Genomic DNA, 25724 nt, shown 5'->3' on the forward strand with positions numbered 1-25724 from the left:
TCCATCAATTCGGTCGCCGATTATAACGGTTTAATGTATACGTTTGACCAGAAGTGGTGGCGGCCAAGCCTACCGGAACTCCGGGCGGACGCCGCGGCCGACACCCGGTCGCGACCCGGCGCTCGTCGGACCGTTCGGAAGCAGAAAATCACCCCGTCAACCGTCGACGCCCTCGAGGGCGGACTCAGCGCTTCTCCCGCGACGATCCGCCGGAATCGAGTCGGACCCGGCCGCCGCCCTCGGTCTCCGGGAACATCTTGCCGGGGTTGAGGACGTCGTTCGGATCCAGCGCGGCCTTGATCGCCCGCATCGCCTCGACGCTCGCCGCGCCGTGTTCCGCCTCGAGGTAGGCTCGCTTGCCCTGGCCGACGCCGTGTTCGCCCGTCGCCGTTCCGCCGAGTTCGATCGCCCGCTCGACGACGGCGCCGTACAGTTGCTCGCCGCGGGCCACCTCGTCCGCGTCGGACGGATCGACCAGAACTGAGTAGTGGAGGTTGCCGTCGCCGGCGTGGCCGAAACACGGCACCACGAGGTCGTGCTCGGCGGAGAGTTCCTTCGCGTACCGGATGATCTCCGGGTAAGCGCTGATGGGAACGGTGACGTCCCCCGGGTGAAGCGGGCGGCGATCCGGATCGTACGATCGAACGGCGTACGCGAGTTCCTTCCGGGCCCGCCAGAGGTCGTCCATCTCTTCCTCCTCGTCGGCGATCTCGAACCGCTCGAGGTCGTGCGCCTCGAAGATCGTCCGGCAGAAGTCGATCTCCTCTTCTATCCCGTGGTTCGCGTGGAACTCGAGGAACGTCATCGGCGCGTCGGGGAGGTCGAGGCCGAGGTACTCGTTCGCCATCTCGGCGCTCACGCGATCGACGAGTTCGATCTTCGCCACGTCGACGCCCGACCGGACCGCGTCGAACACCGCCTCGCTCGCGTCCTCGAGCGTCGGGAAGATCGCCCGACCGCCCCGAACCTGCTCCGGGATGCCGGAGAGTTCGAGCGTCGCCCGCGTGACGACGCCGAGGGTCCCTTCGCTCCCGACGAGCAGATTCTTGAGGTTGTAGCCGCTCGAGGTCTTGACCGCCTTGCTCCCGGTCGTGATCACGCTCCCGTCGGCGAGGACGACCTCGAGTTCGAGCACCCAGTCGGCGACCTCGCCGTACCTGACCGTCCCCATCCCGCTGGCGTCGTTGGCGATCATCCCGCCGATCGTCGAGATGTCGCCCGAGGAGGGCAGCGGCGGGAAGAACAGCCCGTGCTCGGCGACCGCCTCGTCGACGTCTCCGCCCAACACGCCGGGTTCGACGTCGACCTGGAAGTCGTCCGGCCGGATTTCGAGGATCTCGTTCATTCTGCTCAGGTCGAGGCTGACCCCGGCGAATGCGGGCGTGGCGTTCCCCTCGAGGCTCGTCCCGGCCGCGTAGGGGGTGACGGGGACGCCCCGGGCGTTCGCTTCCTCCAATACCGCCGCGACCTCCGCCGTCGATTCGGGCCAGACGACGGCGTCGGGCGTGACCCGCCTGTGCTCCGGCGTCCCCCAGTCTCCGGCGTGGCTCTCGCGCGCGGACTCGCCGACCGAAACCCGCTCGGACGGGAGCACGTCGCCGAGCCACGAACAGTCGTATGACATGCGTTCACGTGCGACCGGGAGGCCCTTAAATGGTCAGTGGGAGTGACGCTCTTCGCGATCGTCCCGGGACGCCGTCAGAACGTCGGCGCGGGGACGACGACCACCGGCCGACGCGCGTTCTCGAGCAGGTCGAGACAGGTCGATCCCACGCCCTCTGCCTCGGGCGAGCCGCGGTGGGGACCGATCACGATTTCGTCGACGTCCCAGGCCGCGGCCCGGTCGCGGAGCGCCGTCGCCGGTTCCGCGCCGTCGACCAGGGTCGTCTCCACCGTGCCGGCGTCGACCAGGCGGACGGACGCGACGTTCATCGCCTCCTCGAGGTCCAGCCGCGTCGGTTCGCCGTCGACGGGGTCGGACGGGACGACGCCGACGACGGCGACGGCGTCCTCGGCCGTCATCCGCCCCTCGAGGTAGTCGCAGGCCGCCGCGGTCGTGTGTACGGAATCGGCTCCGACGAGGTACTGCATACGCGTCGGGAGGGGACGCCGCCACAAGTATCGGGGGGTGATCGTCCGGTGGGCCGAGAACGAGACGTGTTTCGCCGGATTCGATCGATCCGCTCACTCGGAGACGTCTTCGATCTCCATCGCTTCCATCTCCGCGACGACGAACTTCGCTAGCTTTCGTTTCGCGTGACCGTCGACCAGGTGATCCTCGAGGCTCTCGTCGTGCGGAATTTCCCCCTGGCACAGCGGACACACGACGGGTGATCGAGTCGCCATACGTCGGTCAAAACCTCTCAGGTGAAAAGGACGTCGCATGCAGTGTCAACGGCTTTTCCCTCTCGGTCGGTCGGCGGAACCGAGCGACGTCGGCGCGCAAACGAGGTGACGGCGGACGCGTCGATCCGCGACGGTCGAACCCACCATTCGATACGAATACTCGACGGTACAATCTATCCGATAACAATGACTTTATAATTAGTGGGTTGCAACCTCGAGTAACGATGTACGATCTCACCGGATTCCAGCGCGACCTCCTGTACGTGATCGCCGGCCTCGAGGAGCCACACGGACTGGCGATCAAAGACGAACTCGAGGATTACTACGAGAAGGAGATCCACCACGGCCGGTTGTATCCGAACCTCGACACGCTCGTCGACAAGGGGCTAGTAGAGAAGGGCGAACTCGACCAGCGGACGAACTTCTACACCGCCACGCGCCGCGGTCGCCGCGAGATCGAGGCGCGACGCGCGTGGGAAGAACAGTACGTCGACCTCTGAGCGGGGTGTTCTCGCCCCCGTTCGTCCATCGCACCGGTCGGACGACCCGGCGTCCCGAAGACGGGATCGAACCGTCGGCCGCAGATGAGCGACGGGGTACCGCCGGAATCCCTCGACGCGGTCGGTGACTTGCCTCGAGGCGAGCGGACGAGTCGGGGGTCCGTCGTCGACGAGTCGGTTCGAGCCACCGCACGAAGGCCCGTCTACGGAGGAACGTGGCCGTCGCCAGTGCCACCGAAACACAGATTTAGCAGGGGAGAACAGTACTAGGCGAGTCGATGACCGTCGGCGACGAGCACGGATCGGACCGAACGGTGGCCACCGAGCGCGTCGTCCACCGCGTCCGTGCTAAACGGACCGACGCGCGCCGGCTCGCCGCCGACAGAGCGGACGGCGGCGGAGCCGACGGTGAGAGAATCCTCGACGATGGCGATTGGGGTGTGACCGACCCGTGGCGGAGGTCGTAATCGCCGACGCGGTCGACGCCTACCTCGAGCGCAAGGCCGTCGGCGATCCCACCGGGTCCGGAGCGGGCGCTTACGCCTCGAACGCCGAATCGATCCTCACGCGCTGGGCCGCCTGGCTCGAGCGGGAACGCGACCTCACCTCGCTGTTCGCCCTCGACGCCGACCACATGCGGTCGTACGCTGCGGAGTTGCGCGACCGCACCGAGCGCGGCGAGTACACCGCCTCGACCGCCAACACGTACTACGCCGTCGTCCGTGCGTTCCTCTCGTGGTGCGTCGACGGGGGCATCCTCGAGTCGAACCCCGCGGCGACAGACCGTTCCGAGGCGGCGCTGCCGTCGACCGATCGCGGATCGAGCGGGGGCAGACCCGACGACGCGAACGACGGAGGGGACGACCGTTTCTGGACCGACGACCGGCGCCGCGCGCTCGAGGCGTACGTCCGCGACCGGGCCGAAACCGCGAACGGCGACGGGGCTCGGCTCCGGCGGCTCCGGGAGTACACGATGGTGTCGCTGCTCGCCCACTCCGACGCGCGCGGCGCTGAGCTGTTCCGGGTTCCCGAGGACGACCGCCGAACGGGGGCCACCTGGGACGACGTCGACTTCTACACCGGCACCGTTCGCGTCCTCGGCAAATCCCAGCGCCTCGAGGACGTCCCGCTGCCGGCGCCCGCCCGCACGCCGCTGCGACGCTATCGCGTCGTCCTCGACCCGCCGTCGAACGACTGGCCGCTGTTCCCCACGCGCCACGCACCCTCCATCGCGAAGCGCGTCCGCGCGGCCCTCGCCGACCGCGGCCACGACGAGGACGAGATCGCCGCGCTGTTCGACGACGCGACCGCGACCCGGCTCGCACGTGAACACGACATCGCCCCGCCCGCGATCACGACGGAGGGCGCCCGGTCGATCCTCAAGCGCCTCTGCGAGGAGGCCGGCGTCGACGTCGACGGCGACTACCTGACGCCTCGAGGGGTTCGCCACGACCGAGGTGAGACGCGACGCCAGAGCCGGCGGGACGCCCCCGGCGCCCGGACGTCGCTCCGAGCGTCGGTCGAACGGCGGGAACTCGCCGTCGTCGAGGAACGGCCCACGGCGCTCGACGTCGAACGCGACGTCGTCGACCTCGATGTCGACGTCGAAGCGGGCGCAGACGAGGCGCGCTCGGACGCCGACGAGTGAGTCTCCGACCTCCCGATCGATGACGGCGTCACCCGTTCGCAGCGCGGGGTGAGGTCGACCCGATACTGCCGCGGAAGAAACCACCGAAACGACGGAATCCGCTCGAGTTGCGGGATGGTCTGTACCGACCCGCCTCGACCCCGACAGGTGACGGGACCCTCAGACGAGCAGCCAGACGAGGATCGTCAGGACGATCGTCAACAGCAGGACGGTCGTCCCGATGCTCGCGCGGAGGTGAATCGTCGAGGGGCGACCGCCGTCGGTGGGACGCCGGTCGTCGACGTCGACGATCCAATTCGGCAGTCGGCGCGCGGTGCGGTCGACGGCTAGCGCGGGGTTGTTGCCGAGCCAGTAGCACCGCCGGACGAGGCCGACCGCCGCGGCGTCGACGGCGCGGTACGAGTCGGTCACCGCGAGCATCGATCCGCGGCCCAGGTAGTACGTGATCGGGAAGACCACGCGGGCGGGGTCGTGGAGGTCGAGTTTCGACAGCGGCTTGCGGATCACCGCGAAGCCGACCAGCGAGATCACGAGCAGTTGGGCGGTTTGTGTCAGGTGACTCCCGCTGAAGGGGTGGAGCTCACCCTCGCCGCCGGAGTACTGGAAGTGCGTTCCTTCGATGCCGGGCAGGAGGTCCACGAGTCCCGTCCACCAGACCCCGAAGAGGAGACAGGCGCCGCCGACGGCGAGCATCGCGACCGTCTGGCCGGGTTTCGCGTCCTTCACCTCGAGGTCGCTCTCGCCGTGGAGGAAGGCGTAGTAGCCGAGTTTGATGAACGAGAGGAACGTGCCGATGGCCCCGAGCAGCAACAGGTAGTAGACGGCTTCGTACTCCGGCGCGCCGTAGTAGTGCGGGTCGGCGGCGTCCAGGATCATCCCCTTGCTGATGTAGCCGTTGAAGCCGGGGACGGCGGTGATCGAGAACGCGCCGAGGGCGAATCCGATCGCCGTCAGCGGCATCTCCCGCCAGAGGCCGCCCAGCTCGTAGAGGTCCTCCTCCCCGGTGCGGTAAATGATGACGCCGACGGCCATGAACAGCAGGCTCTTGAAGAGGACGTTGTTGAACAGGTGGCCCATCGCTCCGGCGACCGCGAGCGTGCTCCCGATGCCGATGCCGGCGACCATGTAGCCGAGCTGGGCCTGAATGTGGTAGGACAGCAGCGCCCGCATGTCGTGTTGGAGCAGTGCGAATCCCGCGCCGTAGACGGCCATCAGCCCGCCCATGTACGCCAGGGCGAGTTCGCCCTCCGGGAACGCCCGGTAGAGAACGAGCGCGCTCGTCTTCGTCGTGAACACCGAGAGGAAGACGGAGGCGGCGATGTGCGGTCGCGGGTAGGTGTCGGGCAGCCAGGTGTGGAACCCGACGAAGGCGCAGTTGACGCCGATGCCCAGCGCCGCGAGCAGCGCGGGCGCCCCCGCCGCGACGCCGTCCCCGAACGCGAACGTCCCGACGTCCGCGTAGTGGTAGGTCACCGCGAACAGGACGAGCACGCCGCCGATGCCGTGGGCGAGCGCGTACCGGAAGCCGGCCCGGACGGCGTCGTCGCCGTAGTGCCAGACCAGCAGCGTGCTGGTCATCGCCATGAGTTCCCAGGCGAACACCAGCGCCAGCCAGTCGCCCGCGAACACCGTCGCGAGACAGGAGGCGACGTAGACGAGCGCGAGCGACGTCATGCCGCGGGGGGCGTCGCTCGAGTAGGCGTAGACGGCGGCGAACGTCCCGAGGAAGCCGAGGCCGAAGCCGACGAGTCGGCTGAAGTCGTCGACGAGGAACGGCTGGACGTCGGCGAAGCCCAGGAACGTCGTCTCGAGGTGGGCCCCTTCGGGAGCGACGAGCGCGACGGCCATCGCCCCGACGAGCGAGAGTGCCCCGACGGCGTGTCCGAGCCACCGCGGGAGGACGAGCACGAGCAGCCCCGCCGCGAACGCCAGCAGCGGCGGGTAGGCGTACGCCGCCAGCTCGAGTTCGACGCCGATGGGGGAGCCGCCGGCTTCGACCGCGGCGACGATCGGGGCGATCGGTGCGGTCATCCGAGGATCACCTCCCCTGTGACGGCCTCGACGATCACGTTTGCGAGGTCGAGGAAGACGGCGTGATCGGGGACGACCCCGAGGACGACCGCGCCGGTCGCGATGACGGCGATCGGCAGCAGCATGAGCCAGGTGCTCTCGGCGAACGGCGAGCGGCGCTCCCAGCCCGAGGCCGGCGGTCCGCCGGTGTGGGCGTCGTCGTGGTCGCCGTGGTGGTCGACGACGTCGACGTGCTCGCCCTCGACGGTGTCGGAAGCGTCGGCATCCGCAACGGTGTGATCGCTCGGGTACCTGTCGACGGCGTATTCGTAGTCGTCACCGTCGCCGACGTGCTCGCCTCCGTCCGGTGCGTCGGTCGCCGCGTCCTCGCTTTGCCCCTCGCGTTCCGCCTCGCCGCCGTCGGCGGCGACCGGTTCGGATTCGGCCTCGGCGTCCGCGGCGTACGAGCGCCGTTCGCCGCCGAGGGGGAACTCGAGCAGCGGTTTGGCGTCGTGGCGTTCCTCGCTCTCGAAGAAAGCGGTGTAGACCACGGGCCAGAAGTACGCGATGTTGAGCACGCCGGAGACGAGCAGGGAGAGGGCGAAAACCCAGCCGTAGCCGCCGAGTTCCAGCGCGCCGATGAGCATGTAGAACTTGCTGACGAAGCCGGCGACCAGGGGCATCCCGGCCATGCCGGCGGCGCCGACGGTGAAGGCGGCCATCGTCAGCGGCATGCGCTTGCCGATGCCGGCCATCTCGCTGATGTAGTCGGTGTGGGTCTCGACGTGGACGGCGCCCGCGCAGAAGAACAGCGTGAGCTTCCCGAACGCGTGGGCGGGGATGTGGAACAGCGCGCCGAAGACCGCCCACGGGTGGAGCAGCGAGAGGCCGAGGACGATGTACGACAGTTGCGCGGTCGTCGAGTAGGCGAGTCGGCGCTTGAGGTGGTCCTTGCGCATGGCGATGATGCTCGCCGCGGTGAGCGTGAACGCCGCCGCGACGGCGACCGGAACGTTCAGCCCCACCTCGCCGACGCCGGGGATCGAAAGCGGGAGGTCCCGGATCGTACCGGGACCGAAGACGTGGAGGAACACCCGGGAGACCCCGAACGCGCCGGATTTGACGACGGCCACCGCGTGGAGCAACCCGGAAACGGGCGTCGGCGCGACCATCGCGTCGGCGAGCCAGGAGTGGAGCGGCATCACCGCCGCCTTCACGCCGAAGCCGGTGACGAGCAGGAAGAACGCCGCCTGGGCGAAGACGGGATCGGCCGTGGCCACCTCGGCGAGGGCGCTCATCCCGCCCGCCTCGAACGCGAGCGTCGGCCCCGCCTCGGCGCTCGCGGTCAGCCAGTAGACCAGCGCCGTGCCGGCGAGGACGAGCACGCCGCCGCCGAAGAACGTGTAGGCGACGTACTTGCGTCCCGCCGCGCGCGCTTCGGCGTCCTCGTTGTGGGCGACCAGCGGGTAGGTGACGAGCGACAGGAGTTCGTAGAAGACGAAGATGGTCAGCAGGTTGCCGGCGAAGGCGATCCCCACCGCGCTCGAGAGGCTGGCCGCGAACGCGGCGAAAAATCGGGTCTGGGCGTGCTCGTCGAGCCCGCGCATGTACCCCGTCGCGTAGAACGCGGTGAAGATCCAGAGGAAACTCGAGAGCAGCGCGAAAAAGGTCCCCAGCGGGTCCGCACGGAGGACGAAACCGACGCCCTCGACGAACTGGCCGGTCACCTCGAACTCGTAGACCGTCCCCTCGAGGACGCCGGGGACCATGCTGGCGACGAGCCCGAACTTCGTGAGCGCGGCCAGAACGGACCAGGCCTCGCGGACGTTCGGGTGGCGGTGCGACGCGACGATCAGGAGCACCGTGACCGCCGAGACGAGGACGGCGGCCAGGGGACGGATATCCGTGATTACCTCAGCCATACGAAAACACCTCGGAGACGAACGGCTCGAACAACTCGAAGAACGCGCCGCCGGCGAAGCCGAGGACGACGGCGGCGACCGCGGCGACGACCGCGACGGCGATCATACCGATCGACACGGCGTCGGGGTCTCCCCGGACGCGTCCGTCGGAGGCGGGTGCGCGGTCGGTCGACGATTCGGCTTCCGGATCGGTTTCGATCCCAGCGTCGGAATCGGACCCCTCCTCGCGGTCGCCGCCGTCGGTGGCCACGGCACCCGACGGTCGCGCGGCCTTGGCCGCGGGCGCCGGAGTGAAGTACATCTTCTCGAGCAGGCGCGCGGCGTAGGCGAGCGTGAGCATCGTGCTGAAGAAGACGACGGCCGCGACGGGCCACACCCCCGCTTCGACGGCGCCGAGGCCGATGTACCACTTGCCGACGAAGCCGACGGACGGCGGGACGCCGACGAGCGAGACGAGCAGCACCCCGAGGGTCGCGGCGAGCAGCGGCCGTCCGTTGGCGAGGCCGGCGTACTCGTCGACGGTTCGAGCGCCGTAACCGGCGGCCACGACGCCCGCGCCGGCGAACAGGCCCGCTTTCGTCAGGCCGTGTCCGACGAGGTGAACGACCGCGCCGACGAAGGCCGTCTCGGTGGCGACCCCGTAGGCGGCGACGACGAGGCCGAACTGGGAGACCGACGAGTACGCGAACATCCGCTTGACGTCCCGCTGAATCACCGCCAGCGTGCTCCCGGCGACGACGCTCGTGACCCCGACGGTGACGATCACTTCCCGCACGTAGGGCGTTTCGCGGACGAACTCGACCCCGAACACGGTGAACAGTATCCGGCCGAGCGCGTAGGCCGCGACCGTCGAGACGAGGGCGGCGATCAGCGGCGTGACGCCGTCCGGCGCGTGCTGGTAGGCGCCCGGTTGCCAGGTGTGCAGCGGCCACTGGGCCACCTTGATCGAGAGGCCGACGAAGACGAACGCGAAGCCGGCCCTGACCAGGCCCTGGTTCTCGGCGACGGCGAGCTGGTCGGCCAGGTCGGCCATGTTGAGCGTCCCCGTTGCCGCGAACAGTAACCCGACGCCGATCAGGTACACGGAAGCGCCGACGGTGCCGATGACGAGGTACTTGAACGCGGCGACCGCGGACTCGGGGCCGTCGCCGCTGGCGACCAGCGCGTAGGTTCCGAGCCCCGTGATCTCGAGGAAGACGAACAGGTTGAACGCGTCCCCGGTGAGCGCGAGCCCGAGGAGGCCCGCGGTCAACAGGAGGTAGCCCGTGTAGAAGGTGTTCCCGCGCGGACCGCCCACGCGCGTGTAGGCGAGGACGCCGAGGGCGACCGCCGTCACGAGCAGCGCGATCGTCGCCGACAGTTCGTCGACGACGAACTCGATCCCGAAGGGCGGTTCGTAGCCGCCGAAGACGTGGACGACGGGCGAACCGGTCGCGAACACCTCGAGCGCGAGGGCGATCGCCCCGGCCAGGAGGCCGCCGCAAGTGAGCGCGGCGATGGACCACCCGGTCCGGTCGAACCGCAGTCCGAGGAAGATCGGGACGGTCGCCGCCACGATCGGGACGACGACGAGCAGGGCAGGGACGAGTTCGAGCAGCGAGAGGGGGTCGACCTCACTCATCCGATCGCACCTCCCGGAGGGAATCCTCGCGGAGCGTCCCGTACTCCGCGTAGATGCGGACGGCGAGCGCGAGCGCGACGGCCGTCGTCGCCACGCCGACGACGATGGCGGTGAGCACGATCACCTGCGGCAGGGGGCTCACGATCAGGACGTCGGGATTCTCCGTCGGGGGGACCATCGGCGAACCTCCGCCCTCGACGTACGCGAGCGAGATGAAAAACAGGAAGATCGCCGTCTGGAAGAGGTTGACGCCGATCACCTTCTTGACGAGGTTCTCGCTCGAGATGGTCACGTACAGTCCGATTCCGGTCAGGACGATCACCAGCACGTAGGTGTACCGGTTGACGAGCAGCTCTATCATCGTCGATCACCTCCGTCGTCGCGCTCGGGCGCGGATTCGTCGGCGGACGCCTCCGGTCCACGACCGAGACCCGTTCGCTCTTCGTCGCGGCCCCGCGAGAACCCGTCGGGGCCGCCGTCGGCTTCCACCGCCTCCTCGTCGCGGCTCGCGGGCGCCTCGAATCCCGCGGCCATCGAGAAGAACAGGCTGACGACGACGCCGGAGACGATCAGGGCGATTCCGCCGACCTCGATCCCCTCGATCCCGTACTTCTGCTTGACGTGCAGGACCTCGTAGAGGGCGTCGTACTCGAGGAACGCCCCGCCGAGGGCGACCGTCAGGAGGCCGATCGCGGCGAAGACGACCACGCCACCGGCGACGAGTCCGGTGAGCACCGCGTTCGAGAGCCACGCCCGCGTCGGTTCGATCCCGAACGCGAAGGCGATGATGAGGACGGTGACGCCGATCACCGTCCCGCCCTGGAAGCCCCCGCCGGGCGCGTCGGCGCCGTGGAGCGCCATGAACATCCCGTAGGTGAGCGTGAAGGGGGCGATGATCTTCACCGCGGTGAGGATGACCTGACTCTCGGTGTAGGTTCCGTCGACGTCTTCGGCCATCAGGCGAACACCTCCCGTTTGAGCGCGACGAGGACGGCGACGGCGGCGGCGAAGACGACGACCGCCTCGCCGAAGGTGTCGAATCCGCGGTAGGCGGCGAGCACCGAGGCGACGGTGTTCGTGATCCCCGTCCGTTCGTAGGTGTTTTGGATGTAGTGCTGGGTGACGTCGTCGGTCCAGACGGGCGATTTCGCGCCGACCGGGTACAGGTCGGGCACCACCGCGAGTCCGACGACGAGGACGAACGCCGCACACGCGACCAGCGCGGGGACGTTCACCCGCTCGAAGACGCGATCGGTGGCCGGTCGGGACGTCCGGGTGAGCGTCAGTAACAGGAGGATCGACGTCACCCCCGCACCGATGGCCGCTTCGGTCATGGCCACGTCCGGGGCGCGCAACAGCGAGTAGAGGATCGCCATCCCGAGACTGTACGCCCCGAAGACGACGATCACCGAGAGCACGTCCCGGAGCGCGGCCGTGGCCAGTGCAGTCGCGAGAACGAACGCCGCGAGCGCGTAGGCGACGAGTTCCAACAACATCAGTCATCACCCGCGTCAGTCGCGCCCGCCGCGTCGGTTTCGTCCCGTTCCACCGCCACCGAATCCGGTGCCCGGTCCGCGTACTCGGCGTTTCCGTCCCTGCTCCACGGCTCGACGCCCGTCTCGGCGGCCGAGCGGGCGATCGCGTGGGCCGCCGTCGGGTTCGTGAGGAACACGAAAAACAGCAACAGGACGGTGTAGACCGTCGCGTGTTGCCAGCCCAGGGCCACGGCGACGGCGACGAGCGTGAAGCCGGCGCCGAGGGTATCGACCTGAGAGGCGGTGTGGGCCCGCGTGTAGACGTCGGGGAGCCTGAGGACGCCGACGGTCGAGACGACCGTGAAGAACACCCCCAGCCCGACGAGGACGACGATCGTCCAGAAGCGGATCGCCTCGATCACAGCACACCACCACGTTCGACCGTAAACTTGGAGATGGCGATCGAGAGCAGGAAGTTGAGCAGCGCGTAGATCAGCGCCACGTCGAGGAACCACGCCTCGTCGAACGCGACCGTCAGCAGCGCGAGGACGACCACCGTGTTCGTCCCGAGGACGTTCACGGCCAGCAGCCGATCCTGGGTGGTCGGGCCCGCGACCGCGCGGTAGAACATCCCGATCGCGAGGACGACGAACGCTCCCGCTGCGGCAAGGAAGACCTCGTCCACGCCGACGCCGCCCACCCCGTCGGGGATCATATCTCCTCACCCCCGACGACGTCCGCGTCGCCGCGTTCGCTCGGCGTGGCGATGGCCGCCGCCTTCCGCCCGTAGAAGACGAATCGAACGCCCCGCTCGAGGCCGCCGTCGAAGAGGTCCTCCTTCGCGGCGGGGATGAGCGTGTGGACGATCAGCCGCTGGTCGTCGCCGCGAACGGTGAGCGTCCCCGGCGTGAGCGTGATGCTGTTGGCCAGCGCGAGCAGCGGCAGGCCGCCGCCGACGCGGGCGCGAAGGCGCGTCACCTCCGGGTCGATGGGCATCGACGGGCGGAGGATGACCGCCGACACGGCGACGTTCGCCTTTACGATCTCCCAGAGGAGGTAGGGGACGTAGATGGCGAACCGGACGACGCGAAGCGGCGAGTGGAGTCGGTCGAGCGGTCTCGTGAACGTGACGTTGGCGAGCGTGAGGGAAACGATACCGGCGACCGCGGCGCCGGTCACGAGGTCGAACGGGTAGGTCGGATCGCCGAGCACGAGATAGAAGCCGTAGGAGACGAGGAACATCGCGAACAGCCGATCGAAGCTCTCGCCGCTGACCAGCCGCTCGTGTCGGGCCGCCCGTTCGACCGGCGCCTCCTCGTACTCGAGGCCGACGATCGAGAGTTCGCGCTCGAGCGGCTGGAGGAGCGGCGTGGACGCGCCCGGCTGGTACTCCGGATCGAGGACGACGAGGTCCAGGTCGTGGTCCTCGGCGTAGGCGGCGAACACCCGCGCGAAATCCCGGGGGCCGAACAGGTACTCGTCCCTGCCGATCACGGCCGTCTCGACGGTGATCGACTCCGCGACGTCCGCATCGACGTCCTCGGTCGCCCACGTTTCCGCGCGGTCGAGCAACTCGCGGGCTTCCTCGAGCACCCGCTCGCCGTCCGGTTCGTCCACGTCGTTGGGCAGCGCGACGACGAAGTGACACTCCAGCGAATCGGCGTCCTCGAGGCCGGCCCGCACGGCGTACCCCACCGTTTGCCGGACGGTCACCGTCTCGGACAGCGGTACGAGTACGCGGCTATCCGCCACGGCGGATCCCTCCGGGCGACCGTCGTTCGTTACACATGGCCTTCCGTCGTTAGTCGACCCAAGCGCCACCCGGAGGAAAACTATTTCGTTATTCGCCAGTTGCGATCCTCGGCTGTCGAATTTAGCCCGTTCGCTCGCGTCAGGTTTCGATCGTCGGTTCGAAGGACGGGGGTGAACGTTCGTTCACCGATCGACGCTCGCGCGAACGAACCGACCGATCCCGCGCTCGCGAGCGGTCGACAACCGGGCCGGCGGAGCCGCGACCGATAGTTTTACAATTGTAGTTTCAGTATCCCAAATCGAGTTTATGAGCACGACCGACACCGTCACCGACCGCATCGAACTCGCCCGCGGCGAACTGACCACCGCGCAGATCGCCACCGGGCTCGCCCTCGTAGCCGCCATCTCGTTCGCGCTCCTGTTCCTCCAGGATCCCCTCGCCCACGACGCGATGCACAACTTCCGTCACGCCGCCGGCATCACCTGCCACTAGGTCGTCACGATGATCCAGACGTACCTCGAGCGCGGCGTCGTCGCCGGAGTCGTCGCCGGCGTCCTGTACGGCCTGTACGTGGCGGTCGTGGCGAACCCGATCGTCGGCTACATGGAGGGACTCGGCGGCCACGGGCACGATCACGCGCACGACCACGGTCACGGCCACGAGGCGGCCCACGCCGTCTCCGAGACGGCGACCGCGGTCGTGAGCGTCGGCAGCGGCGTCCTCTGGGGGATCCTCCTCGGCGCCGCGTTCGCGCTGGCGTTTTACGTCCTCGAGCCGGCACTGCCGGGCTCCCGGCGGGTCAAGGGATACGTCCTCGCCGGCGCGGGCTTTCTGACCGTCTCCGGCGTTCCGTGGCTCGTCCTCCCTCCGGCTGCGCCGGGCGCGGAACAGGCCTACGGCCCCGACGTCCGCCTCGCGATCTACGCCGGATTGATGCTCCTCGGCGCGCTCGTCGCGACGGCCGCGGTGGTCGCCTACCGTCGGACCGAATCGCGCGGGACCGTCCCGGCGCTGGTCGCCGGAGCCGTCCGGGTGATCGCCGTCGTCGTGGTCCTGCCCCTCGCGGCGCCGACGATCACCGAACCCGGCGCGATGCCGACCGATCTGGTCGCCGGCTTTCGGGGACTGGTCGTCCTCAGCCAGGCCGCCCTCTGGGTCGTCGTCGCCGCGACGTTCGATCGACTCCTCGAGCGGGCCGATCCGACTGACGATCCGGCGCGACTCGAGGAGGAGCTCTCGGTCAACGTCTGAGCGCCGCGTTCGCATCCACCTATGAAACGACGAACCGATCAGCAACGATCCCGCCTCGCCGCGCACGTCTTCGTCTGCACGACCGACCGCGACGCCGAGTACGCCTGCTGTGCCGACGCGGGCGCCGAGGAGACGCTCGAGGCGGTCAAAACCTGGCTGCGCGAGCGCAACGCGTTCTGGTCGCCGATCGGCGTCAGCGAGACCTCCTGTCTCGCACTCTGCAGCGAGGGCGGTACCGCGATCACGATCCAGCCGCGCGACGAGTGGTACTCGGACGTGCGCCCGGAGGACGTGCCCGCGCTGCTCGAGCGCGAGTTCGGACCGGACGCCGAGGACGTCGCGCCCGGGTGACCGTTCCGACCGGCGGGGTCAGGACGGGTCCTGGTGCCTGATCCGCTCGGCGGTCATCCCCGGCACCGGCGTGCCGCACTCCTTGCACTTCCACGACGGCGACGCGATCCCGGATTCCTTCTCGAGGTCCTGCTTGTATCGGAGGAGGGCACCGCAGGTACACCGGTGGGTCGTGAGGGACATGGGTGAGGAGTGTCGATGCAGGTCGATAAGTGATGCGCCGTCCGGAGCGACGGTCGAGGCGGCGGACCTCCGGTCGTCAGCATCGTTCGGCACGTGCGCTGTACTGGTCGTTCTGCGTCCTCCCCGTGGTCGTGCCGATGACCCACGAGAGGACGCTCACCGGGGAGCGGCGGAGACTGTGGCACGCAACGGGGGTCCGTACGAATCCTTTTGCGGCCGTGCGGCGTACGATTCGGTATGGGCCTGTTCGAACGGCTTGGTCGGAGAGTCGAGGAGTTCAAACGGGAGGCGGACACCGCGAAGGAGGACGCCGCGACGCGTCGTTGTCGGACCTGCGAGACGTTCGTCTACAGCGATCGGGAGACGTGCCCCGACTGCGGGAGCGAGGACCTCGTCGCCGTCGACCGCGACGGGTGACGCCCGCGGCGCCCGAACCCGACCAGTCGACCGTCGGGCTCCACACCGCTTGCTCCGGTCCGCGGGCCTCCGTTTCAGTTCGGGCGGTTCGACCCAAACAGTAACTTCCGTCGACTCCTCCTCGTACGTGATGACCGTCTCGTTTCCACCGTCGGAAGGGGACACGTACGCGTACGAACGGCGCTTCGAACCGGCGGAGGTCCGCCGGTTCGGCGAACTCTCGGGGGACCAGCAGCCGATCCACACCGAACCCGACGAGGACGGTCGGTTGATCGTCCAGGGGTTGCTCACCGCGACCCTCCCGACGAAGATCGGCGGCGATCTGCGCTACATCGCCCGCGAGATGGACTTTCGATTCCTGCAGCCCGTCTACACCGGCGAGGCGATCGCCTGCGAGTGCGTCCTCGAGTCGGTGACCGAGCGCGACCGCTACTACGACGTTCGGAGCGCCGTCGTCTGTACCAACGAGGACGGCGAAGACGTCCTGACCGGCGAGATCGACGGCATCATCCGAAAGGACATGATCGCCGACGCGCTCGAGGAGCGGGAGTAGGTCCCGCTCGAAGCGTCCGATCGATCCGGGTGTGACGCGTCCGTTTGACGTTCGGTAGGAGTCCGTATCCAGAACGTGTGGGAAGCGGAGTTCACCGACGCGATCGAGCACCTCGAATACCGACCGAAACCGGTCACGAGAACGGACGGAGGTGAATCGGGAGCCGAAACCCGTTGGTGTCTCCGGACGGGGTCAGTACACCGCGTCCGCGAGTTCGTCGCGGAGTTCGTCGAACTCCTCGAGGTACGCGCGACGGTCGGCGCGCAGCTCCGCGAGCGCCTCGTCGTAGTCGTCGACGTGGTCGGGAACGTAGAACTCCTCGACGTCGATGCCGGGGACTTCCTCGGGGATCGTCAGCCCGGTGCGGTCGTCGTCGGTCCACTCGATGGTGCCGCGGGCGACTTCGGTGAGGATCGTGACGGACTCGGTGACGCCGACGTCGACCGACTCGTTCCCGACGTAGCCGGTGTTGATCGCGTAGCAATCGACGTCGAGGCGCTCGATGAGATCGTAGAAGCCGTTGCCCTCCTCGCCCTCGGGGCCGACGATGAACGGGTTCGTGCCGACGACGCGGATCGATTCGCCCGCCCGCGAGGGGTCGCCCGCGCTGGTCTCGATCGATTCGCCGAGCATGAACGCGACGGCGGCCTGCTTCTCGTCGAGCTTCGCGACCGGCGGCATCAGGGGGTTCCGTGTGATGAAGAACACCTGGTCGACGCGGTCGAGGTCGATCTCGTCGTCGGCGCTCTCGAGTTCGTCGCGCTGGACGACCGCCCGGGAGTTCGACCCGTAGCGGCCCTCGTCGAAGTCGACGGTGCCGTCCTCGTCGACGGCGACGTTCTCGAGGACCGCGGACTCGTCGGTCGCGGCGCGGTAGAGACCGGGCTGTTCCTCCTCGGTGAGGCCGATGGTCTTGATGTATAGCCCCTCGCCCTCGCTGCCGGCGACGGAGCCGTCGGGGAGGAGCGCACAGACGTCGTCCTGGAGCATGACGGCCTCCTCGGGCTCCTCGAGCCAGCAGCCGTGGGAGGTCAGCGTGGACTTGCCGGTGGCCGACAGCCCCATGAACAACTGGCCGACGATTCGGAGGTCGCCGTCGGCGTCGCGGACGGTGACGCGCTTGCTCCCGGCGTGGAGGCCGAGTCCGCCGCGCTGCTTGGCGCGGTACATGAAGAGCCGGAGGAACGACTTCTTGGCCTCGCCGGTGTAGTCGCTGCCGAGGACGGCGGTGAACCCCTCGTCGGGGAGGACGCGGATCGCCGTCTCGTCGGCGTCCGGCACCTGAACGGTGTGGAGGTCGGGGTCGCGCCCGTCGGTCGGCTCGAAGAGGTTCGCCCAGGCGAGCGCGATCCGGGCGAACTCGACGGGAACGAACAGTCGACAGCAGAACGTGGCGTTCGGGTGCCGGCCCATGAGCCGATCGACGCAGACCATCTCCCGCTCGGAGGCGGCCTCCACGGCCGTCTCGAGCACGTCGTAGTCGGCCTCGGAGAACTCGTGGTCGACCGCGTTCTTCGTCCGATCGGCGCTGCGCGACCGGTACTCGCTCACGTACGACGGCGAGCCGTACTCCGTGGTGGTCTCGTCGGGAGACGCGAGTTCGCGAAGGTCCTCTAGCGACGGGTTGTACCGGACGTTCGACGCTGTTTTGGGATCGGGAAGCTGGCGAGCCAGCGGACGGGACTCCGTCCCGGTTTCGGACATATACGTGAACACCCACCTTCCTGACGTATAAACTTGAAGGGTTTTGACCGCAGTTTGTCACGACGTACCCAGTGAATCGGTGACGTACCGCGAATTACCCGACGAACGGGCCGAAAACTCCCGTACGGTTTCAGGAGGACAAGTATCTGGTATCTTATGGTTATGCGAAATTACTCGTTTAAGAAATAACTCTTATTCCGTCGAACGAGGGCTCGAAGCCGTCCCGCAGACGAGATGTGCGATCCCATCGTTCTGTCTGCCGGGCCGGGGAACACGTGGCGCGAACGTCGGTACCGGCGTTTGGGTATCTCGCGCCGGGAACGTTCGCCCACCCGGTCGAGTCGCCCGACGCCGATCCGCTCGAGTCGACGCTCACCGTCGAACGCAAGGGCAGCGAGCGCGGTTTTCCGAGAAAATCCGCCGACGGCGGCCGTTGCGATTTTCAGATCTGGTACTGGGGGGCAAAGGTCCAAGGTGATACCCCGTTTCTCGGGGCCCATGGTATTCGGTCTCGATATCGGAACCGCCGCGATTCGGGTCGCGACGGGCACAGCCGACGATCCGTCGATCGAGTCGATCCCGGCGATCGTCCTCCCCGTCGACGACGCCGCGCTCGAGGCGGCCGACGTCTCGCCGGCGGACCTCGCGATCGTCGAGCGAGACGGAACTCGCTACGTCGTCGGCGCGGACGCCCGAGCCGTCGCGGAGGCGGTCGACGAGGAACCCGAGGTGCCCTTCGCGGACGGACTCGTCTCCCCAGAGCCGTTCGCCGAACCGGCGTTCGACGCCCTCGTCGAGCGCGCGCTCGAGGCGACCGCGGCGGAAACGGAGGACGATCGGCTCAGCTACACGACCCCCGGCAGCGTGATCGGCGCTGCGTCGGCCTCCGAGGACCACCGGAGAGCCGTCGCGCGAGTGCTCGAGGGAGCCGACGTGGAAGCGACGCCGATCGGCGCGGGGTTCGCGGTCGTCTACGATCAACTGGGCGACAACAACTACACCGGCCTGGGGGTCCGCCTCGGCCGCCAATCGACGAGCGTCGCGCTCGCCTACTACGGCGTGCCCGTGCTGTCGTTCACCCTCCCCAGGGGCCGCGACTGGATCGTCGAACGGGCGGCCGGCGAGACGGGCCACGCGAAATCGCAGGTCGAAGGCGTGCTGGAGGGGTTCGCGCTCGATCCCGACGCGGCCACGGGCGGCGTCGAACGGGCGCTCGCCGGGGGCTACGACGCGATCGCGGAAGCGCTCGCCGACGCGATCCGCGAGGAGGCCGACGGGAGCGACGTGCGCGACGGCATCGCCGTCCCCGTCGCGGTCGCCGGGAGCGGCGCGATCGAGGGCGTCGAGTACCTCGTCGGGGGCCGGCTCGACGGCGCGAACCTGCCGTTCTCGATCCGGGGCGTGCGACTGGCCGACGAACCGTCCCACAGCGCCGCCCGCGGCGCCCTCAGGGCCGCCGCAGACGACGTCGACGGGTACGAGGCTGTCGTCTGGTCCGCCTCGTCCCTCGAGACCGGACCCGACCGCGACGACGCTGCCACAGACGGGAACGTACCCGCGCGTGACGCCGACGACTCGGAGCGAGCGACCCTCTCGTTCGACGAGGGACGACTCGCCGACGGGACGAACGGCGGCGGCGACGACGACCTGGCGAACGCCGCCATCGATCAGCTCTTCGACCGACTCGCGACCCGCGACGACGAGATCGAGACCGTCGGGGAAACCGTCGAGGCGCTCCGGGCAGATCTCGAGGCCCTCGAGGACAGGGCCGCCACGGCCTCGGCGCTCGAGGACCTCGAGTCGGACCTCGAAACGCTCTCGGACGACCTGGCCGACCTCGAGGAGGCGAGCGAGGCGTTCGCGACCGGCGAGGACCTGGCGGCGCTCGAGGGCGCGCTCGTGAGCGATCTCGAGGCGGCGGTCGACGCGCTCGAGGGATCGGTCGCCGCCGTCGACGACGACCTCGCGGCCCTCGAGGAGACGGTGTCCGCGGTCGACGAGTCCGTGTCGACGGTCGAGGAGACGGCGGCGGACGAGCGCGAGTCGCTCGCATCGTCGATCGAGGACGCGGAGGACGCGATCGAAGCCCTCGACGACGGTCTCTCGGCGGTCGAGACGCAGGGGTCGACGCTCGAGACCCGGCTCGAGGAGCGGACGAACGCCGTCGAATCCCGGTTCGACGACGTGCGGGCGGACCTCGACGAACTGGAGACGGCGACGGCCGACGACGTCGACGCGCTCCGGGCGGCGGTCGCCGACCTCGAAGGCCGACTCGAGTCGACGGCGGAGGTCGTCGAAGGCGTGGAAGACGACCTCGAGTCGGTCGACGGGTCCGTCGAGTCGCAGGGGGACGCGCTCGACCGACTCGAGGAGACGGTCGACGATCAGGGAACTCGACTCGAGGCCGTCTCGGGTCGGTTCGAGGAGCAATCGGCCCGGATCTCCAGCGTATCGGGCCGCCTCGAGGAGCTCGACGCGGCGACGGCGAGCGCGGCCGACCTGGCCGCGATCGACGAGACGGTCGAAGACGTCCGGGAGACGGTCGAAGCGGTCGAGGCCGACGTCGAGTCGTCCCGCTCCGACCTCGCCTCGCTCGAATCCGACGTGGAGCGGCTCGACGGGGACGTTTCGGACGTCGACCGGGCGCTCGAGGAGGTGAACGAGGCGGTAACGGCCGTCGTCGACGACGTCGAGTCGCTCGCGGACGACGCCGCCTCGACCGCCGACCTCGGCGCCCTCGAGTCGACGGTCGACGGACTCGACGACGACGTGCGTTCGCTCGAGGAGGCCGCCGGTGACCTCGAGGAGCGACTGGCGGAGCGGACGGCTACGCTCGAGGAGTCGTTCGACGATCGAGCGACGACCCTCGAGGAGCAACAGGACGAGCGGACGAGCGACGTCGAATCGCGCCTCGACGGGCGGCTCTCCGACGTGGAAACGGACCTCGCCGAGACGAGGGACGAACTCGAGACCGTCCGTCGACGCGTCGATTCGCGCGCCGACGGGGAGGACGAGTCGGACGGGCGCGCAGGAACCGATCTCGTTCCGTCGATTGCGAGCGGCGCCGGCGGCGCGGGGGTCGTCGCCGGCGGCGTGACCGCGCTCACGGGGGAGGCCCTGATCGGAGTCGGCGCCGTCGTACTCGGGGTGATCCTCCTCGCGATTCCGTTCCTGGTGGCTCGCTAGTCCGTCGGGATCACCAGTCAGTCGACGTTACTGCACGACGGCACCGTTCCCAGAAGACTCGACGGTTCGTGGCTCGGTTCGAACCCACTCGGTCCGGCCGCGATCCGTTAGTCGCCGACCGGTTCGACGTTACGCATCTCGCCCCCGCAACGCGGACAGGTGATGACGAGCGCGTCCGCGGCCGTCTCTCGACGCCCGCACTGGACGCACTCGAACGTTCGACGTTCGGTGAGAGACACGGGCGGCGCTTTGCACTGTTATGTGTTAACTCATTCCACATAGGGTCGAAATTCGGACGGTCGAGGTCGACGTTCGGCGCTCGGCGGCGTTCAGAGGTGCTCGAGCGCGCCGCTCACATCGGGGACGTCCCGCAGTGTATCCAGCGCGTCGAGCGCGGCGTCCGCTCGCACCTCGCCGTCGGCGTACTCGGCGCACAGCAGGAACTTCTCGCGCAGTTCGTCGATCGATAAGGGGTCCTCGTACGTTCCCGGCGGGCGCTCCTGGTATCGCTCGAGCGTTTCGCCGTCCCGCGTCCGGACTGCCACGCGGGCGGCGTTCGAGTCGTACGGTTCGTCCTCGTCGACCGTCAGCGTCACCCGCTCGCGGACCGCCTGGACGTCCTCGTCGCCGACGTTCTCGTCGTCGAACGCGGCCAGGTCGACCCGGTCGACGATCGCGCGGGCGACGACGTACGGCATCGAGAATTTCGCCTCGAGCCCCGTCGACGGGTCGTCGTGGTGGAGGGCGTCGGCCGCCCCTCGCGAGGCCGCGACGGTGACCGACTCGACGTCGTCGGGCTCGAGGCCGCGCTCACGGGCGAGGTCGGCCGCCCCGTGGATCGCCGCGTGGGTGTAGTAACAGCAGGGGTACTTCTTGACGTCGACGCCCTCCTCGAGGATCGACCACCGGGAACCGAGGTCGAGGTCCGAGAGGCGCTCGAAGTCGGGCGTTCCGTCGCCCCGGTAGAGGTCGAGGAAGCCGCGCTCGCCGTCGATCGCCGTCGGATCGGCGGTCGCCCCGTTCGCGGCGAGGAGGGCGGCCATCGTCCCCGAGCGGGCCGCGTGGCCGGCGTGGAGCGGCTTCGTCGACGAGCCGAAGTTCTTCTTGAGTCCCGAGGCCATCGAGGCCGCGACGTTCAGCGCGTGCGTCGTCTCCTCGACGGTCAGGTCGAGGAGGTTCGCGACGGCCGCGGCTGCGCCGAAGACGCCGATCGTCGAGGTGGCGTGCCAGCCGCCCTCGTAGTGGCCGGGGCTGATCGGACTCGAGACGTAGTGTTGCGTCTCGAAGCCGGCGACGTAGCCCGTCAGAACGTCGCGCCCGGACGCGCCCTCCCGCTCGCCGACGGCGAGCAGCGGCGCGACCATCGGAACGCTCGGGTGGCCGTCCATCGCCGCGAGCGCGACGTCGTCGTAGTCCAGCGCGTGGCCGGCCGTCCCGTTGACGAAGACGGCGTCCCCGAGCGGGAGCGACTCGTCGCGGCCGATGACGGTCGTCTCGCCCTCCTCTCCGGCGACGGTGGCCAGGGCCGCGGCCGCCACTTCGGTGCTCGAGCCGGCGATCGTCACGCCGACCGTGTCGAGGATCGCGCGCTCGACCAGTCGAATCGCCTCGTCCGGGACGTCGTGATACGAGCAGTCGGCGACGAAGGCGGCGAGGTCTGCGATCGGTTCGTTCGCGGTGGTGTCGGGTCCGGTCATGGTTGGTAAACGGCTTAGATCGCGTCCGCGTCCCGCAGTCGGTCGATCTCCTCGCCGTCGTACCCCAGCGCCTCGAGCACCTCCTCGGTGTGCTCGCCGAGGTCCGGCATCGGATCGCTGCGGTACTCGAGTCCGCCGAAGTCGATCGGGGTCTCGACGTACGGGACGGGGCCTTCGTCGGTCTCGAGTTCCTCGACGAGGCCGAGGTGCTCGGCTTGCGGATGAGCGAGCACGTCGTCGAGTTCGTTGACGTCGCCCCACGGGATCCCCGCCTCGGCGAGGCGCTCGGCCCAGTAGTCCCGCGGCTTCTCGGCGACGGTCGCCTCGATCTCGGGTTCCAGGACGTCCCGGTGCTCGACGCGCTTCTCGTTCGCCGCGAAGCGCTCGTCCTCGAGGAGGTCGAGGCGGTCGAGGACGTCCTCGCAGAGCAGCTTCCAGTGGGCCTCGCTGAGGATCGCGAAGTTGACGTACTCGCCGTCGGCGGTCTCGTGGGGTCCGTACGGGGTGAGCAGGTGGTGACGCATCCCGATGCGCTCGGGGATCTCGCCTCCGTGCCAGTACTTGTGGGCGAAGTAGCCGAGCCAGGAGAGCATCCCGCCGAACATCGTGACGTCGATCTCCTGTCCCTCGCCGGTGCGCTCGCGGTGGAAGAGCGCGACCAGGGTCGAGAGCGCGCCGTACATCCCGGCGTTGATGTCGCAGACGCTGAGCGGGATCTTCGCCGGCGCGTCCGGCGAGCCGTTCATCGCGATCAGGCCCGTCTCGCCCTGCATCACCATGTCGTAGGCTTTCCGGTCGCTGTAGGGGCCGGTGCGGCCGTAGCCCGAGACGTTCAGGTAGATCACGTCCTCGTTTCGCTCGCGGACGTCCTCGTAGCCCACGCCGAGGCGCTCGACCACGCCGGGGGAGTAGTTCTGCACGACGACGTCGGCTTCCGACGCGAGTTCGTGGAAGATCTCCGTCCCCTCGTCGGCCTTCAGGTTCAGTTCGACGCTCAGCTTGTTCCGGTCGACCCACGCGTGGGCCGAGGAGTCGCCGTAGACCACCGAATCCCAGTGGCGGTTGACGTCGCCCACGCCCGGGCGTTCGACCTTGATCACTTCCGCGCCGAAGTCGCCGAGCAACCGCGTACAGAGTGGCGCGCTGACGCCGCTCTCGAGGCTGACGACCGTGTAGCCCTCCAGGGCGTGCGGCCGCTCCCGCTCGTCCGCGTTCCCGGACATCTCAGCGGTCCTCGGGCTGGGTGCCGACGCCCTCCGGCCATCCCGGCGGTTGCGCGGCGCTCGGTTCGGCGTACTCGCGTTTGAGCACCATCGGCGTGCGCTCGAGACTGAGCACGAGGTCGCCGTCCTGGTTGTACGCGCGCAGCTCCGTCGTCACGATGCCGACGTGGTCGCGCGACTCGAGTTCGCGCTTCGAGATGACCTCGCTCTCGGCGTAGATCGTGTCGCCGTGGTAGACGGGGTTGTGGTGGCGGATCTTGTCGTATCCCAGGTTGGCGGTGGCGTTCACCGAAATATCGATGACGCTCATGCCTACCGCGAGGGCGATGACGAAGGTGCCGTCGACGAGGCGCTCGCCGAACTCCGTCCCGGCGGCGTAATCCTCGTTGAAGTGCATCGGGTTGAGGTTCATCGTGACGTTCGTCATCCAGACGTTGTCCGTCTCGGTGACGGTGCGCCCGAAGGGGTGCTTGTAGACGTCGCCGACCTCGAAGTCCTCGTAGTAGCGGCCCTGCCAGCCGCTCACCAGTCGGTTCTCGCTCGATTCGCTCGCGTCGTTTGCGTGGTTCGCGTCCGTATCGTCCGTCATGTCTTGGTGGTTCGCGTCGATCCGTGAATTAGCTGTCCGTCTCGAGGGTCCGCGTCCGCGTTCGGCTCAGTACGACCGGGGCAGTCCCAGCACGTTCTCCCCGATGTAGTTGAGCGCCAGTTCCTGCGTGATCGGCACCAGCCGGGTCAGCCTGGCCTCGCGGAAGTAGCGTTCGACGTCGTACTCCGTCGCGATGCCGAAGCCCCCGTGGACCTGCACGGCGACGTCCGCCGCGGTGTACGCCGCGTCCGCCGAGAGGTACTTCGCCGCGTTCGCGAGTGCGCCGAGGTCGACGGCGTCGTCCGTGGCGGCCCGCTCGGCCGCGTTGTAAGTCAACTGCTTGGCCGCCTGAAGCCTGGCGTACGCGTCCGCCAGCGGGTGCTGGAGCGCCTGGTTCCTCCCGATCGGGCGGCCGAACACCTCGCGCTCGTTCGCGTACTCGACCGCGCGCTCGAGCGCCAGCCGTCCTAAGCCGAGACACTCGGCGGCGATCACGAGGCGCTCCTCGTTCAGCCCGTCGAGCACCTGATAGAAGCCCGCGCCCTCCTCGCCGATCAGGTTCTCCGCGGGGACGCGCAGGTCGTCGAACCAGAGTTCGAACGAGTGGACGAAGTCGCTCGCGGACTTCGGAATCTCCGTCATCTCGAGGGCTCCCTGGTCGTGGGCGTCCTCGAGGTCGACGAGGAACATCGAGATCCCCCGGGTTCGCTTCTCGACGTCCTCGAGCGGGATCGTTCGGGCGACGAGGACGAGGTAGTCGGAGACGTCGACCCGGGAGGTCCAGATCTTCTGGCCGTCGATCACGTACTCGTCCCCCTCCCGCTCGGCCCGCGTCTCGATCGCGGGAGAGTTCGACCCGGCGTTCGGCTCGGTGAGCCCGAACGCCTGGATCGACGCCTCGCCCTCGGCGACCCGGGGGAGCAGGTCCGACTTGAGCTCCTCGCTGGCGTAGGAGACGATCGGAACGGAGTTGTAGACGCCCCCGTGGACCGCCTGGGCGGCGCTGAAGCCGCCCCCGCCGGCGGCGATCTCTTCCATCATCACGACGGTCTCGCGGGTTCCCATCCCCGCACCGCCGTACTCTTCCGGAACGAGGACGCCCATCCACCCCTGCTCGGCGAGCGTGTCGACGAACTCGTGCGGATAGACGCCCTTCTCGGCGCGGGTGCGCCAGTACTCCTCGTCGAACGTATCGCAGACGTCGCGGATGCTCGAGCGAACCAGCCGCTGTCGTTCGGTGAGCGACACCGCGTCGCGAAGGAGGTCGACCATCGATTGCGCCTCTTCCGTCAGAC

28 protein-coding genes are annotated in these 25724 nt (G+C 68.8%); 9 read left to right on the plus strand and 19 right to left on the minus strand.

Going from position 1 to position 25724, the window contains the following annotated elements; translation table 11 throughout:
* Positions 1–184: 184 nt before the first annotated feature.
* The 3 genes from RJT68_RS11460 to RJT68_RS11470 all read right to left on the minus strand — a co-directional run bounded on the left by RJT68_RS11460 (position 185) and on the right by RJT68_RS11470 (position 2346).
* A complete protein-coding gene (locus tag RJT68_RS11460; protein WP_407036692.1) occupies positions 185–1624 on the minus strand; it encodes an FAD-binding oxidoreductase in 1440 nt (479 codons plus the stop codon).
* A 74-nt stretch (positions 1625–1698) separates the two neighbouring features.
* The gene (locus RJT68_RS11465) at positions 1699–2091 is read right to left on the minus strand and encodes a universal stress protein (protein WP_407036693.1); all 393 of its coding nucleotides are present in this window, start codon (positions 2089–2091) and stop codon (positions 1699–1701) included.
* Between the two features lie 93 nt (positions 2092–2184).
* Positions 2185–2346: a hypothetical protein gene (locus RJT68_RS11470; protein ID WP_407036694.1), complete on the minus strand. Its 162-nt coding sequence runs from the start codon at positions 2344–2346 to the stop codon at positions 2185–2187.
* A 224-nt stretch (positions 2347–2570) separates the two neighbouring features.
* Between RJT68_RS11470 and RJT68_RS11475 the strand changes: the two genes are divergently transcribed.
* The 3 genes from RJT68_RS11475 to RJT68_RS11485 all read left to right on the plus strand — a co-directional run bounded on the left by RJT68_RS11475 (position 2571) and on the right by RJT68_RS11485 (position 4494).
* Positions 2571–2846, plus strand: a complete 276-nt coding sequence (locus RJT68_RS11475; protein ID WP_407036695.1) for a helix-turn-helix transcriptional regulator — start codon at positions 2571–2573, stop codon at positions 2844–2846.
* A gap of 278 nt (positions 2847–3124) precedes the next feature.
* Complete coding sequence (locus RJT68_RS11480; protein WP_407036696.1) at positions 3125–3313, plus strand: hypothetical protein; 189 nt, start codon at positions 3125–3127, stop codon at positions 3311–3313.
* On the plus strand, positions 3298–4494 hold the full coding sequence (locus RJT68_RS11485; protein WP_407036697.1) for a tyrosine-type recombinase/integrase: 1197 nt from the start codon (positions 3298–3300) through the stop codon (positions 4492–4494). Before RJT68_RS11480 ends, RJT68_RS11485 begins: the two co-directional genes overlap by 16 nt.
* A gap of 159 nt (positions 4495–4653) precedes the next feature.
* Here the strand turns inward: RJT68_RS11485 and RJT68_RS11490 are convergent, their stop codons facing one another.
* From RJT68_RS11490 to RJT68_RS11530, 9 genes are read right to left on the minus strand one after another with little or no spacing between them, the layout of a single operon-like run.
* Positions 4654–6525: a Na(+)/H(+) antiporter subunit D gene (locus RJT68_RS11490; RefSeq protein ID WP_407036698.1), complete on the minus strand. Its 1872-nt coding sequence runs from the start codon at positions 6523–6525 to the stop codon at positions 4654–4656.
* The gene (locus RJT68_RS11495) at positions 6522–8426 is read right to left on the minus strand and encodes a proton-conducting transporter transmembrane domain-containing protein (RefSeq protein WP_407036699.1); all 1905 of its coding nucleotides are present in this window, start codon (positions 8424–8426) and stop codon (positions 6522–6524) included. The genes RJT68_RS11490 and RJT68_RS11495 overlap by 4 nt, the downstream gene beginning before the upstream one ends.
* Positions 8419–10047 carry a monovalent cation/H+ antiporter subunit D family protein gene (locus RJT68_RS11500; protein ID WP_407036700.1) on the minus strand — a complete coding sequence of 543 codons (1629 nt, stop codon included), beginning with the start codon at positions 10045–10047 and terminating at the stop codon, positions 8419–8421. Before RJT68_RS11500 ends, RJT68_RS11495 begins: the two co-directional genes overlap by 8 nt.
* Positions 10040–10408, minus strand: a complete 369-nt coding sequence (locus RJT68_RS11505; protein ID WP_407036701.1) for a cation:proton antiporter subunit C — start codon at positions 10406–10408, stop codon at positions 10040–10042. The genes RJT68_RS11500 and RJT68_RS11505 overlap by 8 nt, the downstream gene beginning before the upstream one ends.
* Complete coding sequence (locus RJT68_RS11510) at positions 10405–11004, minus strand: MnhB domain-containing protein (protein ID WP_407036702.1); 600 nt, start codon at positions 11002–11004, stop codon at positions 10405–10407. Before RJT68_RS11510 ends, RJT68_RS11505 begins: the two co-directional genes overlap by 4 nt.
* Positions 11004–11543, minus strand: coding sequence for a DUF4040 domain-containing protein (locus tag RJT68_RS11515; protein ID WP_407036703.1), 540 nt, complete (start codon positions 11541–11543; stop codon positions 11004–11006). The genes RJT68_RS11510 and RJT68_RS11515 overlap by 1 nt, the downstream gene beginning before the upstream one ends.
* Positions 11543–11944: a monovalent cation/H(+) antiporter subunit G gene (mnhG, locus tag RJT68_RS11520; RefSeq protein WP_407036704.1), complete on the minus strand. Its 402-nt coding sequence runs from the start codon at positions 11942–11944 to the stop codon at positions 11543–11545. Before mnhG ends, RJT68_RS11515 begins: the two co-directional genes overlap by 1 nt.
* Complete coding sequence (locus RJT68_RS11525) at positions 11941–12237, minus strand: cation:proton antiporter (protein ID WP_407036705.1); 297 nt, start codon at positions 12235–12237, stop codon at positions 11941–11943. The genes mnhG and RJT68_RS11525 overlap by 4 nt, the downstream gene beginning before the upstream one ends.
* A complete protein-coding gene (locus RJT68_RS11530; RefSeq protein WP_407036706.1) occupies positions 12234–13274 on the minus strand; it encodes a monovalent cation/H+ antiporter subunit E in 1041 nt (346 codons plus the stop codon). The genes RJT68_RS11525 and RJT68_RS11530 overlap by 4 nt, the downstream gene beginning before the upstream one ends.
* 307 nt (positions 13275–13581) lie before the next feature.
* On the opposite strand from RJT68_RS11530, the gene RJT68_RS11535 reads away from it, so the two are divergent.
* Genes RJT68_RS11535 through RJT68_RS11545 form a run of 3 tightly spaced genes read left to right on the plus strand, consistent with a single transcriptional unit; the run spans position 13582 to position 14877 of the window.
* Entirely contained in the window at positions 13582–13767 is a 186-nt protein-coding gene (locus tag RJT68_RS11535; protein ID WP_407036707.1) for a CbtB domain-containing protein, read from the plus strand.
* Between the two features lie 9 nt (positions 13768–13776).
* Positions 13777–14526, plus strand: a complete 750-nt coding sequence (locus tag RJT68_RS11540) for a CbtA family protein (RefSeq protein ID WP_407036708.1) — start codon at positions 13777–13779, stop codon at positions 14524–14526.
* 21 nt (positions 14527–14547) lie between these two features.
* Positions 14548–14877: a (2Fe-2S) ferredoxin domain-containing protein gene (locus RJT68_RS11545; protein ID WP_407036709.1), complete on the plus strand. Its 330-nt coding sequence runs from the start codon at positions 14548–14550 to the stop codon at positions 14875–14877.
* An 18-nt stretch (positions 14878–14895) separates the two neighbouring features.
* Here RJT68_RS11545 and RJT68_RS11550 read toward each other — a convergent pair whose 3' ends face one another.
* Entirely contained in the window at positions 14896–15060 is a 165-nt protein-coding gene (locus tag RJT68_RS11550; RefSeq protein ID WP_407036710.1) for a hypothetical protein, read from the minus strand.
* 237 nt (positions 15061–15297) lie between these two features.
* Here RJT68_RS11550 and RJT68_RS11555 point away from each other — a divergent pair, with 237 nt between their 5' ends.
* Entirely contained in the window at positions 15298–15477 is a 180-nt protein-coding gene (locus RJT68_RS11555) for a zinc ribbon domain-containing protein (protein WP_407036711.1), read from the plus strand.
* Between the two features lie 130 nt (positions 15478–15607).
* On the plus strand, positions 15608–16030 hold the full coding sequence (locus RJT68_RS11560) for a MaoC/PaaZ C-terminal domain-containing protein (RefSeq protein ID WP_407036712.1): 423 nt from the start codon (positions 15608–15610) through the stop codon (positions 16028–16030).
* A gap of 192 nt (positions 16031–16222) precedes the next feature.
* Here the strand turns inward: RJT68_RS11560 and RJT68_RS11565 are convergent, their stop codons facing one another.
* Positions 16223–17734 carry a phosphoenolpyruvate carboxykinase (ATP) gene (locus tag RJT68_RS11565; RefSeq protein WP_407036713.1) on the minus strand — a complete coding sequence of 504 codons (1512 nt, stop codon included), beginning with the start codon at positions 17732–17734 and terminating at the stop codon, positions 16223–16225.
* 498 nt (positions 17735–18232) lie between these two features.
* On the opposite strand from RJT68_RS11565, the gene RJT68_RS11570 reads away from it, so the two are divergent.
* Entirely contained in the window at positions 18233–20920 is a 2688-nt protein-coding gene (locus tag RJT68_RS11570; RefSeq protein ID WP_407036714.1) for a disk-shape morphogenesis protein volactin, read from the plus strand.
* A gap of 107 nt (positions 20921–21027) precedes the next feature.
* Here the strand turns inward: RJT68_RS11570 and RJT68_RS11575 are convergent, their stop codons facing one another.
* The 5 genes from RJT68_RS11575 to RJT68_RS11595 all read right to left on the minus strand — a co-directional run bounded on the left by RJT68_RS11575 (position 21028) and on the right by RJT68_RS11595 (position 25701).
* A complete protein-coding gene (locus RJT68_RS11575; RefSeq protein ID WP_407036715.1) occupies positions 21028–21159 on the minus strand; it encodes a rubrerythrin-like domain-containing protein in 132 nt (43 codons plus the stop codon).
* A gap of 90 nt (positions 21160–21249) precedes the next feature.
* Positions 21250–22617 (minus strand): MmgE/PrpD family protein, encoded by a 1368-nt coding sequence (locus RJT68_RS11580; protein ID WP_407036716.1) that lies wholly within the window; start codon positions 22615–22617, stop codon positions 21250–21252.
* A gap of 14 nt (positions 22618–22631) precedes the next feature.
* Positions 22632–23840, minus strand: a complete 1209-nt coding sequence (locus RJT68_RS11585; protein ID WP_407036717.1) for a CaiB/BaiF CoA transferase family protein — start codon at positions 23838–23840, stop codon at positions 22632–22634.
* 1 nt (position 23841) lies between these two features.
* Positions 23842–24429: a MaoC family dehydratase gene (locus tag RJT68_RS11590; RefSeq protein ID WP_407036718.1), complete on the minus strand. Its 588-nt coding sequence runs from the start codon at positions 24427–24429 to the stop codon at positions 23842–23844.
* A 66-nt stretch (positions 24430–24495) separates the two neighbouring features.
* Positions 24496–25701, minus strand: a complete 1206-nt coding sequence (locus tag RJT68_RS11595) for an acyl-CoA dehydrogenase family protein (RefSeq protein WP_407036719.1) — start codon at positions 25699–25701, stop codon at positions 24496–24498.
* Between the last annotated feature and the right edge of the window lie 23 nt (positions 25702–25724).

Source organism: Halovalidus salilacus, from assembly GCF_031852275.1.
GTDB classification, from domain to species: domain Archaea; phylum Halobacteriota; class Halobacteria; order Halobacteriales; family Natrialbaceae; genus Halovalidus; species Halovalidus salilacus.

Coding starts and splice junctions, on each gene's coding strand:
- RJT68_RS11460 (WP_407036692.1), bottom strand. CDS start 1,624: ATGTCATACGACTGTTCGTGGCTCGGCGACGTGCTCCCGTCCGAGCGG.
- RJT68_RS11465 (WP_407036693.1), bottom strand. CDS start 2,091: ATGCAGTACCTCGTCGGAGCCGATTCCGTACACACGACCGCGGCGGCC.
- RJT68_RS11470 (WP_407036694.1), bottom strand. CDS start 2,346: ATGGCGACTCGATCACCCGTCGTGTGTCCGCTGTGCCAGGGGGAAATT.
- RJT68_RS11475 (WP_407036695.1), top strand. CDS start 2,571: ATGTACGATCTCACCGGATTCCAGCGCGACCTCCTGTACGTGATCGCC.
- RJT68_RS11480 (WP_407036696.1), top strand. CDS start 3,125: ATGACCGTCGGCGACGAGCACGGATCGGACCGAACGGTGGCCACCGAG.
- RJT68_RS11490 (WP_407036698.1), bottom strand. CDS start 6,525: ATGACCGCACCGATCGCCCCGATCGTCGCCGCGGTCGAAGCCGGCGGC.
- RJT68_RS11495 (WP_407036699.1), bottom strand. CDS start 8,426: ATGGCTGAGGTAATCACGGATATCCGTCCCCTGGCCGCCGTCCTCGTC.
- RJT68_RS11500 (WP_407036700.1), bottom strand. CDS start 10,047: ATGAGTGAGGTCGACCCCCTCTCGCTGCTCGAACTCGTCCCTGCCCTG.
- RJT68_RS11505 (WP_407036701.1), bottom strand. CDS start 10,408: ATGATAGAGCTGCTCGTCAACCGGTACACCTACGTGCTGGTGATCGTC.
- RJT68_RS11510 (WP_407036702.1), bottom strand. CDS start 11,004: ATGGCCGAAGACGTCGACGGAACCTACACCGAGAGTCAGGTCATCCTC.
- RJT68_RS11515 (WP_407036703.1), bottom strand. CDS start 11,543: ATGTTGTTGGAACTCGTCGCCTACGCGCTCGCGGCGTTCGTTCTCGCG.
- RJT68_RS11525 (WP_407036705.1), bottom strand. CDS start 12,237: ATGATCCCCGACGGGGTGGGCGGCGTCGGCGTGGACGAGGTCTTCCTT.
- RJT68_RS11535 (WP_407036707.1), top strand. CDS start 13,582: ATGAGCACGACCGACACCGTCACCGACCGCATCGAACTCGCCCGCGGC.
- RJT68_RS11540 (WP_407036708.1), top strand. CDS start 13,777: ATGATCCAGACGTACCTCGAGCGCGGCGTCGTCGCCGGAGTCGTCGCC.
- RJT68_RS11545 (WP_407036709.1), top strand. CDS start 14,548: ATGAAACGACGAACCGATCAGCAACGATCCCGCCTCGCCGCGCACGTC.
- RJT68_RS11550 (WP_407036710.1), bottom strand. CDS start 15,060: ATGTCCCTCACGACCCACCGGTGTACCTGCGGTGCCCTCCTCCGATAC.
- RJT68_RS11555 (WP_407036711.1), top strand. CDS start 15,298: ATGGGCCTGTTCGAACGGCTTGGTCGGAGAGTCGAGGAGTTCAAACGG.
- RJT68_RS11560 (WP_407036712.1), top strand. CDS start 15,608: ATGACCGTCTCGTTTCCACCGTCGGAAGGGGACACGTACGCGTACGAA.
- RJT68_RS11565 (WP_407036713.1), bottom strand. CDS start 17,734: ATGTCCGAAACCGGGACGGAGTCCCGTCCGCTGGCTCGCCAGCTTCCC.
- RJT68_RS11570 (WP_407036714.1), top strand. CDS start 18,233: ATGGTATTCGGTCTCGATATCGGAACCGCCGCGATTCGGGTCGCGACG.
- RJT68_RS11580 (WP_407036716.1), bottom strand. CDS start 22,617: ATGACCGGACCCGACACCACCGCGAACGAACCGATCGCAGACCTCGCC.
- RJT68_RS11585 (WP_407036717.1), bottom strand. CDS start 23,840: ATGTCCGGGAACGCGGACGAGCGGGAGCGGCCGCACGCCCTGGAGGGC.
- RJT68_RS11590 (WP_407036718.1), bottom strand. CDS start 24,429: ATGACGGACGATACGGACGCGAACCACGCAAACGACGCGAGCGAATCG.
- RJT68_RS11595 (WP_407036719.1), bottom strand. CDS start 25,701: ATGGTCGACCTCCTTCGCGACGCGGTGTCGCTCACCGAACGACAGCGG.